Below are 12,402 nucleotides of genomic sequence, written 5' to 3'. Positions count from 1 at the left end.
CATCACAGGGGACCGGGAAATTGCTCCTTCAGAGCTTAGGGAGCATTTAACGAAAAGTCTTCCGGAATACATGGTTCCGTCTTACTTCATAAGGCTTGATAAAATGCCTCTGTCACCCAACGGAAAAATTGACAGAAAGGCACTTCCCATACCTTCGGGCAGTATAAACACCGGAGCAGAATACGTGGAGCCGACGAGTTTAATTGAAAAGAAACTGGCTCAAATTTGGCAGGAGGTATTAAGATGTGAAAAAGTAGGAGTCAACGACAACTTCTTTGACCTGGGGGGTAACTCACTGTTATTGATCCGAATGCATTCAAAGCTGGACGCATTATACCCCGGTAAGGTCAGCATTACGGATATTTTCTCCTACCCTACCGTGTCAAAGCTGGCAGAGTTTATTGAAAGAAAAGAAAACATAAACGAAGAACGAGTAAAATTGATATTCTTTGAGCTTCCGGAAGAGTACTTTAACCGGGGCGGCAACAGGGATTTCGGTTCTGCTTTTAAGTTTGATATAAAGACCGAAATAGCGGAAAAATTGCGGGTTGTCGCAGGAAAAGAAGATGTGGATGAGATAGACATTCTGCTTTCGGCATATATATATCTTCTTGCCGGCACTGCCAAAAAGCAGGAGGTCACAGTTTATGCAATGCTTGATGACAGCGGCAGGATAATTACAATGAATGTGGATTTGAAGGAGGTTGATGATTTCGGTCAGCTTGGAAGACTGGTAAAAAGAAAGAGGCTTCAAGACATTGGAAAAGGTTACACATTGGAGGATATAAGTAACGATGCGATAGCGGCGAAGGGTGCTCTCTCAATACTGCCTTTCTTCAATTGCAAGAACAGTATCAAAAGGCCGCGGGACTTAACAAGAATTTTTGACATTGTTTTTGAGATAGACGAAAAAGAGGCCAATATCTCGGTTGTGTGTGAATACGATGCCTCAAGACTTAGAAGGGAAAAGATCAAGGATTTGGTCAACAGTTATATGAAAGTGGTTGGATTCATCATAAAAGACAAATAACATGTATAAAATTTTGGCCTTGATAGGCCGGATGAAAATAAATATGGGAGGTAAAAATATGAAAAAATACTTAAAAATGATATGTAATTTACTATTGTATGTAGGCACGTATTTTATAGTAATCAAATCACTGGTTGCCTTCGGAAAAGGGTATATACTAAACAAACCTTACATAGGGCCGTGGCTCAACAGTAACTCACTTATAGTGACTGTTACAAGCGATTTGATTCAGTTTGCCATTTTCTATTTTATTTTCAAGAAATTTAAAGGCAAAAATCTTTTGGAGCATGTCAGACTGACGCAAAGAATCAGCAAAAAGAACATAATGATTATTTCTGTAATTGGAATAGCATCGGGATTTTTCACCTCATCGGTAATCAAACTACCCGTTGTCACTGAGAAATATTCGGATTTGGTAGGAATAATGAGATATATGTTTGTGGACGGCGGAAGTCTTGGGATTTTTCTCTTATTCCTGATAGTAGGTTCGGTGTTTAAAGAAATACTGTTTAGAGGCTTGATTTTCAACGAGTTTAAAGAGAATTTACCTGTTGCATTGGCAATAGTGCTTCAGGGGCTTATGTACGGTCTAATGTTCTTTAGTATAAATTTGCCTTTGGTGTTCTATGGATTTTTTGGTGCTGTTTTGTTTGCATTGTTGTTCATTTGGGTCAAATCCCTGTGGGCTTCGGTAATTGCGCAGGCAACGTGCCAAGGATGCATGTATATTCTGATGCTGACCCAAGACTCTATACTGAATGCTGATACGGCTGTACCTTCGATAATAATAAGCTCCGTAATTGTGCTTGCGGCATCGGTTTATTTGGCGAAAAGCTGCAAAGCTGAAAAAGCATTGTGTGAAAATGCTATTGCGGCATAGTGTTAATAAAAAAGGGGGAATGGATATGAAAAAATATTTAAAGATGGCAGGTTGGATAGCTTTGTACCTGGTAATTTTATATGCCATAATAAATGGAGTTAAATGGTTTGTTTTTAATGTCTGCTCCTTAAACAAGACTCTTAATGATTTTCTCTGGAACAACCGCACATTATTCGGCTTTACAATTTCTGTAATTACAATTTGCATATATTATGGTATTTTCAAACTGAGAGGCAAAAATCTGTTTAAAGTATGCGGCTTTGAAAAGATGGGGATAAAAGATGTTTTTGGAATAACTATGATGGGAATTTCGATGAGTATATTTACTACTTCTTTTACCTCCATAAGCTTTATTGGAAGTACATTTCCTCAATTTGAAGACTATATGAAAGGCTTTTTTGAGACAAAGGGTAGTCTTCCTCTGCTTGTAGTCATGCTTATGGTTCTGCCCATGTTTGAGGAAATAATTTTTAGAGGCATCATTTTCAATGAGTTAAGAGACAATATGCCCCTTGTTGCTGCAATTGTAATTCAGGCGGCAATATACGGAATTCTGCAGTTTAGTCCGGTTCTGGGGACATATGCTGCAATAGGTTCAATGATATATGTGCTTCCATACATCTGGACCCGTTCCCTTTTTGGTTCCATACTGGTCCAGGATACATGCATATTAAGCCTCTTCATACTTAGAAGGACGGGCATAAAGGAGCTTTTGGCAAGTACAGGGAACGCCGTATTAATACTTTTATCGCTGCTGGGGGCGTTGGGAATGCTTGCGTTTGCATATTTTGTTCGGAAGGACTCTGTAAATCAGCAAAGCACCGTGAAAACCGTTGAAGCTTTGAATTAAAAGGATTTACGGCCTATATAGGCCCGGAATGCAAGTTTGGTAGAGAAAATATAGTTCAAAATGGTTATAAACTATGCTTTAGAGATAATGTAGTCAAAAATAAGAAATTTAAGGTGGTCTTAATGTTGGATATAAATTTGATTGAGTTGGATAAAACAGAGGGGCAAAGTATTGGCGATATAGAAGAAATATCTTCAAAGGACATAGCAATAATCGGGATGGCTGTAAGGCTTCCTGAAGCTAATAATATTGATGAATTTTGGGAAAACATGAGAAACGGTTTGGATTGCGTAAAAGAGTTTCCCGAAAGCAGAAGACAGGATGCCGACAGGTATATAAACTTCAAGTACGGCAGCAATAACGCAGTAAAATACAGGGTTGGAGCTTATCTTGATGAAGTAGATAAATTTGATTGCAGATTCTTTAACATCTCTCCGAAAGAGGCCAGCTTGATGGACCCAAACCAGAGGTTGTTTCTCGAGACCGCATGGGAGGCAATAGAAGACTCGGGATATGGCAGCAAAGGCCTTGAAGGTACTGAAACGGGAGTCTATCTTGCTATGTCTCAGGTCTTGAATACAAACAGTTTGTATCTGAGGTGGAGCCATCGTCGGCTGTTGCTTCCATACCGGGAAATATAGCTGCCATAATAGCGGGAAGGGTTTCGTACATGCTGGATTTGAGAGGGCCCAGCATCATTGTGGATACAGCATGCTCATCGTCCCTTGTTGCCGTGCACCTGGCATGTATGGGCCTAAGAAACGGAGATTGCGAAATGGCTATAGCCGGGAGTGTGAAACTTAGCCTGTTGCCCCTAAAGACGGATGAAAAACTCGGTATAGAGTCAGAAGACGGCAGAACCAGAGCCTTTGACGACAGTTCTGACGGCACCGGCATGGGAGAAGGGGTGGCTGCTGTTCTTCTAAAGCCTTTAAGCAGGGCTGTAAGAGACGGGGACAGGATTTATGGTGTCATAAAGGGAAGTGCGGTAAATCAGGACGGAAGATCCATAGGACTTACTGCTCCTAATGCCGCAGCTCAGGAGAGAGTGATACTCAAAGCATGGAAAGATGCAGGAATCGATCCTGAAACCATAACCTATATAGAAACTCACGTACCGGTACCAAGCTTGGAGATCCCATTGAAATAGAAGGTATTACAAAGGCATTTCGAAGATACACCGGTAAAAAACAGTTTTGTGCTGTGGGAGCTCTAAAGACAAATATAGGACATTTGGACAATGCAGCAGGAATAGCAAGCATGGTAAGGGCTGTGCTTGCTCTGGGCAAAAAAGAGATACCTCCTATTCTTCATTTTGAAAAGCCCAACAGAAATATAAACTTTGAGGATTCACCCTTATATATAAACAAGGTGCTGTTACCTTGGAATACAGCAGGGTTTCCGAGAAGATGCGGTGTGAGTGCCTTTGGCCTTAGCGGTACCAACTGCCATGTTGTTTTGGAAGAGCCTCCGGCAAATGCCGAGAAGGATGAGAGACAGAATGAGGTATAAAGGTGCTGACTCTTTCTGCAAGAAGCTTTGAGGCTTTACAAAAGTTGATTGTAGGGTACGGAAAAATGGCTAAGGAAGAAGATGGGCAGTTATTGGAGGATATTTGTTATACGGCTGCCACGGGAAGAGGACATTATGAATACAGGCTTGCATTAATGCTTAAGGATAAAGAGGATTTTAAAGCCAAAATCAATAGAATAGGGGATTCGGATATAACGAGTACTTCCGAAGACTGGCTTTTTTACGGAGTGTGTAAAGGAGAAGAAAACAGTGAAAACAGCCAAATTGCGGCAAAAATGCTTTGCCAGTTTGCTCGGGAAGGAAAGAAAAATGAAGCTTTACTAAAAGAAATATTGAAACTTTATGTAGAGGGAGCTTCCCTTGACTGGGAAGAGATGTACAAAGGTGAAAAAAGAAGAAAGGCAGCTATTCCGGTATATCCCTTTGAAAGAACAAGGTGCTGGCTGGAAATACCTGAAAATCCGGTTAAGACTCCAAAAGAGAAAGAAACTTTGGAGGATAAAGAAAATAAAGACTTTTGTACTGATGCAAAAACCGATTGCGGCAAAAAGAATGACAATGCAATAAGTATTTTGCTAAAAGGAAGAGAGAGCGGAATATATACCGATATGGAAATACTTACGGCAAAAATTTGGGCAGAAGCTTTAGGTTACAGTGAAATAGATATTTGCGAAGATTTCTACGAGCTGGGTGGGGATTCCATAATTGCATCCGGCATAGCAAATATGCTGAGTAAGGAAATTGGAGCTGTTATAAGTTCGTCTGATGTCCTCGAATACACAACCATTGAGGAACTTGCGGATTACCTTGATAAGGAATATGGAAAAGAAGTCTCAAGTAAAAAGAGCTTTACATATATAGAGCCGGTGGAAAAAAGAGAATATTATCCCGCATCATCGGCACAAAAACGGCTGTTTGTACTAGGACAGCTAAAAGAAATAGATACCTGCTACAACATGCCCGGGGCAATGATAATAGAAGGCAGTTTGGACAGGATTCGGTTTGAAAAAGCCTTTAAGACCCTTGTAGAGAGGCATGAAACGTTAAGGACATCCTTTACGACCATTAACGGGGAAATAGTCCAGGTGATAAAAGATAATGTAGATTTCGAGGTGGAATACCTAAAGCCGGAAGTTACAAGCCAAAGGGAAGAAGAAACGATAAGAGGCATGATAGAGAGCTTTGTAAAGCCCTTTGACTTAGGGAAGGCTCCCCTTCTTAGGGTTGGGCTTGCGGAGCTTAGAAATGACAGGCATGTGATGATGTTCGATATGCACCATATAATTTCCGACGGTACTTCCATGGCAATTTTGGTGAGAGAAATAATTGATTTATACAACGGAAAAATACTCCCGGAGCTAAAAATACAGTACAGGGATTTTTCCGAGTGGCAGAATAGGATGCTTAACTCGGAAACCGTTAAAAAGCAGGAGGAGTATTGGCTGAAAAGGTTTGAAGGAGAAATTCCGCTGCTGGACATGCCTTACGATTATCCTAGACCTCAGGTAAAAAGCTTTGAGGGGGAGAAGCTGGATTTTGTGATTGACAAGGAACTTACCTTCGAGGCGAATAGACTCGCAAAGGAGACGGGAACCACCCTTTACATGGTATTGCTGGCAGCTTACAATATACTTCTTTCAAAACACTCAAACCAAGAGGATATTATTGTGGGTTCTCCGATTGCCGGCAGACCCCATCCCGATCTTGAAAATATAATAGGCATGTTTGTAAATGCCTTGCCCATGAGAAACTGTGTAAAGGCCGGCCAGTCCTTTTTGGATTTCCTTTATACAGTAAAACAATGTGCACTTGAGGCTTATGAAAATCAAGACTATCAGTTTGAAATGCTTGTAGAAAAGCTCAATGTCGAGGTAAAACCCGGACGAAGCCCGATATTTGATGTGGCCTTTGTGCTTCAAAACATGAACATGCCTAAAATGGAGATTGACGGACTTAGATTTATACCTTTAAGGGATGAATCAAAAATATCAAAATCCGATTTGACAATTCTTGCTACAGAAGAGGAAGAGACAATAACCCTTGTATTTGAGTATTGCACAAAACTGTTTAGGCCCGAAACAATAGAACGTTTGGCAAAGGATTATATAAAGATACTTAAGATTGTTACATCCCAAAGAGAGATACAAATTGGGGATATTGAGCTGTTGGACAGTGAAGAAAAAAACAGGATGATATGCAAAATTCAAAATGCAGAGGATATTTCAAGCAAGCTAATAGATGAAGACTTTGGAGATATTTAATCGGTTGAAAACTATGATGTGAATAAAACGCTTATAAGTTTATAGCTTTGGAGAAAGGACAAAAGTTTAAGGGGGGAGAAACGGGATATGAGTAATAATATTTTAAATCTGTACAGAGAGTATGAGGAATCAAGAAAATACTGGGAGAATAAACTTGGGGGAGAAATAAGTGAAATTAAAATTCCTCCTGATTTTGCAAGAACATATAGAAATAAAAGGGAAAGCTGCGAAATTGCCTTTGATGAGGGGCTTTCCGGGAAATTGATGCTCTCGCCAAAAATCAAGAGCTCCTGTTATATATAATAATGATGACGGGACTTAAAATTTTGCTCTACAAGTATACCGGCCAGGAGGACATTGTTGTGGTCTCACCGCTTTATAAGGATGAGGATGAGCACAAGACAAACAAATATATACTCCTTAGGGATTTGCTTGAGGAGAACATTACCTTTAAAGAACTGCTTATGAGGGTAAAGCAAACAGTGTCCGAGGGAATTAAGAACCAGCATTTTCCTCTGGAAAAGCTGATAGAGCATATGGAGGAAAATAGAGGAACGGCTATAGCAACCCGAGTAGCTTTAATGATGGAGGGTATTCACAAGAGAGAAACTTATGAAGACGTGGTAAACTCTCAGGACTTCTATTTTGATTTTACGGTTGCAGTAAAAGATAATGGGATTGGTGTACGTGTGCAATACAATGCCTCGCTGTTTAGTGAGGAGTCAATTAGGGCATTACTTGAACGCTATGCTTATATATTTACGCAGGCAGTTTCGGATATAAATAAAAAACTTGGGGATTTTTCCATAACCACGGAAGAAGAAAAGAGAAGGATATTGTTTGATTTTAACAACACCAAAGCTTATTATCCTGAAAATAAAACAATACATGAGCTTTTTAGCGAGCAGGTGGCAAAAACCCCGGATAATATTGCGTTGGTATATAATGAACGGAAAATGACCTATAGAGAGCTGGAAGATAAGTCAAACAAGCTTGCGAACTATCTTATTGCAGCTCACAATATAAAGCCGGATACCCTGGTGGGAATCTTTATTGAAAACAGCATTGAGCAGATAGTGGCCATCCTTGGCATATTGAAGTCCGGAGGGGCTTATGTGCCGATAGCCACGAGTCTTCCGGAAGAACGCATAAAGACAATGATAGATGATTCTAAAATTCGTCTTCTTCTGTCTACTGCAAAAAATATAAAAATCCTCAATAAACTCCAGTGGGAATGTGAGGGTTTTGATGCTTTTCTGTGTCTCGACTCGGAGGATATTTACTCTGAAAATGAGGCGGAAGAAAGCGGACTTATGGATAAAAAGCTTTGGGAATATATAGGCCAAAACTCAGTGGATGAAATAACCGGAGGAGGATGGGCAAGCAGCTATACCGGTGAAGCCTTTTCAAAAGAAGAGATGGCTGAGTATGCAGAAAACATCTTTTTAAAGCTTAAACCGTATTTGAATTCCAATACAAAGGTGTTGGAAATAGGCTGTGCTTCGGGTATAAGTATGTTCCGTATAGCTCCTTATGTGGGAATGTACTATGGTACCGACCTATCTAGTGTCATTATTGAGAAAGACAGGGAAAGGGCAGAAAAGGAGAATCACAAGAACATACGATTAGAATGCCTTCCTGCCCATGATATAGATAAAATTGATGAGAAGGATTTTGACATTGTAATAATCAATAGTGTTATTCAGGCCTTCAGCGGTCACAACTATTTGCGTCAGGTCATAAAAAAAGCCATAAACCTTATGAGTGAAAAGGGAATACTGTTTATCGGGGATATAATGGACCAGGATAAAAAATATGAGCTTCTGGATTCTCTTCTTGAGTTTAAGAAAAATAATCCCCAATACGACACGAAGACTGATGTAAGTGAAGAATTGTTTGTATCAAGGAAATTCTTTGAAGACTTGACGGTTGAGATGAAAGAAATTGAAAAAGTGGATTTTTCAACTAAAATTCACACTATAGAAAATGAGCTTACAAAGTATCGATATGATGCTATTTTTCAAATTGACAAAAACATCAATCATAAGATGCCTTCACCCAAACATAAATACCAGTATGACAACCGGGCAATAGAAAGCTTTGACAGTACCTGCCTTCATCCTGTGTAAGGCCCAACAATCTTGCTTACATTATCTATACCTCGGGAACAACCGGAAGGCCCAAGGGAGTAATGTTGGAACATAAGGGAGTGGCAAATCTCAAGTCATTTTTTGATAATGTACTTAAACTAAATCAAGAGGATCGGGTAATACACTTTGCCAGCATTTCTTTTGATGCTTCGGTATGGGATATATTTACCGGTCTTTTGACAGGGGCAACCCTGTATATTATGCCTGAGGATATAATTGGAAATTACGGTAAATTTGAGGAGTTTTTAAATAAAAACAGGATAACCTTTGCAACCCTGCCGCCCACCTATCTTGTCAATCTGGATCCGAACAGGATAATTACCTTGAAAAAACTGATAACTGCGGGTTCAGCGACAAGCGTGGAGCTTTTCAGCAAGTGGAAGGATAGAGTTGAGTACAGAAACGGATATGGACCTACAGAATCAACAGTGTGTGCAACAATGTGGAAGTATGACGGAGAATATGAAATATTAAGCTCCGTTCCCATTGGAAGACCTGCAAGCAACATAAGAGTCTATGTGGTTGATAAAAACAATAACCTTCAGCCGATTGGTGTTGAAGGTGAGCTGTGCATTGCCGGAATATCTTTGGCAAGGGGCTATTTGAACATGCCGGAGCTTACAGCGGAAAAATTTATCGAAAGCCCCTTTTTACCGGGAGAAAGGATGTACAAGTCTGGAGATTTGGCACGGTGGCTTCCGGATGGAAATCTCGAATTTTTAGGGAGAAAGGACCAACAGGTTAAGATTCGGGGATTTCGCATAGAGACCGGAGAAATAGAGTATCAGTTGCTAAAGCACGGACTGGTAAAGGAAGCAGTGGTCGTTGCAAGGGGGGACGAAGACAAATACCTTTGCGCATATTATACTGCCTATGAGGAATTGTCAATTTCAAAGCTTAAGGATTTCCTGGCCAAGAGATTGCCGGACTATATGATTCCGTCATATTTTGTGCAGCTTGACGCCATGCCCCTTACATCAAACAGCAAGATTGACATAAAAGCTCTGCCGGACCCGGAGGGCAGGAAAAGTCTTAAAACCCTTTATGTAGAGCCTCAAAACGAGATTGAAGAAAAATTGGCAGATATATGGAAAGAGATACTGGGAATTGAGAAGATAGGAATTGACGATGACTTCTTTGAACTAGGGGGGCACTCTTTAAAAGCGACTGCTCTTGTAACCCAGATACATAAAACATTTAACACAGAGATTCAGCTTAAGGATGTATTTGAAATCCGAACCATTAGAGGTCTTGCAGCCAGCATAAAAACTGCCGGCCAGAGCCTTTATTCCTCTATAAAACCGGCTAATGCCCAAGAAAACTGGCCTCATGGCTACTATGCCGCATCCTCCGCACAAAAAAGGCTTTATATTATAAATCAGTACGAGGGAATAGGCACGGGATACAACATGCCTGCAGCCGTTGAAATAGAAGGGGATCTGGATTATCAACGACTGGAAGAAACCTTCAACAAGCTTATAGAAAGGCATGAATCCTTAAGAACATCCTTTGGCGTTTTTGAAGGAGAAGTTGTGCAGATAGTTCACCCTGAGGCGAAACTCAATATAGATTATATAAGCGAAACGGAGTATATTGAGAAAATCGGAGGCAGTGGAGTAGATAAAGCTATTAAAGACTTTGTTCGTCCCTTTGATTTGGAAAAAGCACCTCTTATGAGGGTTGGGCTGGTTCGTACAGAAGAAAAAAGACATGTTTTGATGGTTGACATGCATCATATAATTTCGGACGGTATGTCAATGAATATATTGATTGAGGAATTTGCATACCTTTATGAAGGAAGGTCACTTCCTGAACTTAAAATACAGTACAAGGACTTTGCGGTTTGGCAGAATGAGCTTTTCAAAAACGGGGAAGTTAAAAAACAAGGTGAATACTGGAAAAGTGTATTTGACGGCAATATACCTGTACTGGACATGCCCACTGATTATCCAAGACCTCTAATACAGAGTTTCGAAGGCGACAGAATTGATTTTGAGCTTGACAGGGAGCTTACATTAGGCCTTAATTCTCTTTCAGCAAAGACCGGAACAACGCTTTATATGGTTATGTTGGCAGCTTATAATGTTTTGCTTTCGAAGTATACGGGGCAGGAGGATATAGTGGTTGGTTCTCCGATAGCCGGAAGACACCATCCGGATATGGAAAAAATAATTGGATTTTTTGTAAATACCCTTGCCTTAAGGAACTATCCGAAGGACAGTAAGACTTTTGTGGAGTTTCTTGCGGATGTAAGGCAAAGTACCCTTTTAGCTTTTGAAAACCAGGATTACCAGTTTGAACAACTGGTGGACAGTATTGCAATACCCAGGGATTTGAGCAGAAATCCGCTGTTTGACACCATGTTTGTAATGCAGAATATAAGCAGCAGTGATTTAAGAATCCCTGATTTGAGGTTTAAATCTTTGGATATTGACTATAAGACATCAAAGTTTGATATAAAAATGGAGGCTATGGAGTGGAAAGACAGGATACGCATGGGGGTGGAATTCAAAACACGGCTTTTTGAAAGACAGACAATAGAGAGGTTTGCCCGCCATTATACCAACATACTGCGTACCATTGTTGAGTGCCCCCAGATACTTCTTTCCCAAATTAACCTGATGGATGATGATGAGAAAAATCAGGTGGTATATGAATTTAATCAAGAAATGAACGGCTTTGACGCAATAAAGACAGTTGTGCAGTTGTTTGAAGAGCAGGCAGCTGCTTCGCCAGATAAAACAGCTCTTGTGTACGGCGATACAAGGCTTACCTATGGGCAGTTGAATGAAAAGGCAAATAGTCTCGCAAGAAGACTTAAAAACAAAGGAATAAAAGCTAATGATGTGGTTGGAATTCTGACAGGACAGAACCATTATATGATAATAGGCATTCTTGCGGCCTTAAAAGCAGGGGCGGCATACCTGCCTGTAGATCCGGATTTTCCGGAAGAAAGGATTAGATATATGCTTTCAGACAGCGAAGCTGAAGTACTGCTTTGCTGCAAAGAGAATAGAAGCCTGTTTGCGGGTGAGGTTATAGACCTAGAAAGGGAAGAGGTTTATTCGGAAGATACCTCTAACTTGCAGGAGAAAGGTATGACCGGTGACCTTGCCTACGTCATATATACATCAGGTACCACAGGAAAGCCCAAAGGCGTAATGATTGAAAATCACAGTCTTTCAAATTATTGCAATTGGTTTGTAAGAAAGTTTGGTATAAAAAAGGAGGATAAGACTGTAATTGTATCATCCCTGTGCTTTGATCTTTCCTATACTGCTTTGTATTCTGCATTGATTTGCGGAAGTGAGCTGCATTTGATTTCAAAACAGGATTATTCCGACCCGGAGATACTGCTTCCTTATATGGAGGAGAACGGGATAACCTATATAAAATCAACACCGTCATTGTTTAATATGATGGTAAACTCCAACGCCTTTCTAAAGACTGATGCCCTTAAAAAGTTGAGACTTGTGGTGTTGGGAGGAGAAGAAATAAACATTAAGGATATTGAGCGTTTTAATGCTGCTTATCCTGACACTGATTTTGTCAATCATTATGGGCCTACGGAAACAACTATAGGAGCAATAGCCGAGCGCATTGATTTTAGCCGGCTGGAGCTTTACAGACGACATACTGTAATTGGAAGCCTGTTGACAATACGGCAGTGTATATTTTAGACAAAAATTTAAATCCTG

At 40.3% G+C, this 12,402-nt stretch carries 10 protein-coding genes; all 10 read left to right on the top strand.

Features of this window, described 5'->3' with window-relative positions:
• Positions 1–1,030 (top strand): phosphopantetheine-binding protein (locus JCM21531_RS15775; RefSeq protein ID WP_038291270.1); only part of this gene is annotated, 1,030 nt, incomplete at its 5' end.
• Between the two features lie 58 nt (positions 1,031–1,088).
• Positions 1,089–1,910, top strand: a complete 822-nt coding sequence (locus tag JCM21531_RS15770) for a CPBP family intramembrane glutamic endopeptidase (RefSeq protein WP_038291267.1) — start codon at positions 1,089–1,091, stop codon at positions 1,908–1,910.
• Between the two features lie 25 nt (positions 1,911–1,935).
• Positions 1,936–2,760, top strand: a complete 825-nt coding sequence (locus tag JCM21531_RS15765; protein WP_038291264.1) for a CPBP family intramembrane glutamic endopeptidase — start codon at positions 1,936–1,938, stop codon at positions 2,758–2,760.
• A gap of 122 nt (positions 2,761–2,882) precedes the next feature.
• Positions 2,883–3,401: a beta-ketoacyl [acyl carrier protein] synthase domain-containing protein gene (locus JCM21531_RS24090; RefSeq protein ID WP_279379099.1), complete on the top strand. Its 519-nt coding sequence runs from the start codon at positions 2,883–2,885 to the stop codon at positions 3,399–3,401.
• Positions 3,359–3,910, top strand: a complete 552-nt coding sequence (locus JCM21531_RS24085) for a beta-ketoacyl synthase N-terminal-like domain-containing protein (RefSeq protein ID WP_279379098.1) — start codon at positions 3,359–3,361, stop codon at positions 3,908–3,910. The genes JCM21531_RS24090 and JCM21531_RS24085 overlap by 43 nt, the downstream gene beginning before the upstream one ends.
• Positions 3,901–4,272 (top strand): ketoacyl-synthetase C-terminal extension domain-containing protein, encoded by a 372-nt coding sequence (locus JCM21531_RS22970; protein ID WP_369347711.1) that lies wholly within the window; start codon positions 3,901–3,903, stop codon positions 4,270–4,272. Before JCM21531_RS24085 ends, JCM21531_RS22970 begins: the two co-directional genes overlap by 10 nt.
• A gap of 2 nt (positions 4,273–4,274) precedes the next feature.
• Positions 4,275–6,554, top strand: a complete 2,280-nt coding sequence (locus JCM21531_RS22965) for a condensation domain-containing protein (RefSeq protein WP_243467826.1) — start codon at positions 4,275–4,277, stop codon at positions 6,552–6,554.
• An 87-nt stretch (positions 6,555–6,641) separates the two neighbouring features.
• On the top strand, positions 6,642–6,857 hold the full coding sequence (locus tag JCM21531_RS22960) for a hypothetical protein (protein WP_054847146.1): 216 nt from the start codon (positions 6,642–6,644) through the stop codon (positions 6,855–6,857).
• Positions 6,858–6,859: 2 nt separating this feature from the next.
• On the top strand, positions 6,860–8,683 hold the full coding sequence (locus JCM21531_RS22955; protein WP_054847145.1) for a class I SAM-dependent methyltransferase: 1,824 nt from the start codon (positions 6,860–6,862) through the stop codon (positions 8,681–8,683).
• Positions 8,665–12,384 carry a non-ribosomal peptide synthetase gene (locus JCM21531_RS22950; RefSeq protein WP_369347709.1) on the top strand — a complete coding sequence of 1,240 codons (3,720 nt, stop codon included), beginning with the start codon at positions 8,665–8,667 and terminating at the stop codon, positions 12,382–12,384. The genes JCM21531_RS22955 and JCM21531_RS22950 overlap by 19 nt, the downstream gene beginning before the upstream one ends.
• Positions 12,385–12,402: the final 18 nt, after the last annotated feature.

This window comes from Acetivibrio straminisolvens JCM 21531, assembly GCF_000521465.1.
Classification (GTDB): domain Bacteria; phylum Bacillota; class Clostridia; order Acetivibrionales; family Acetivibrionaceae; genus Hungateiclostridium; species Hungateiclostridium straminisolvens.
Note: the sequence above shows the minus strand (reverse complement) of the source record. Positions and strands in the feature narration are given on the sequence as shown.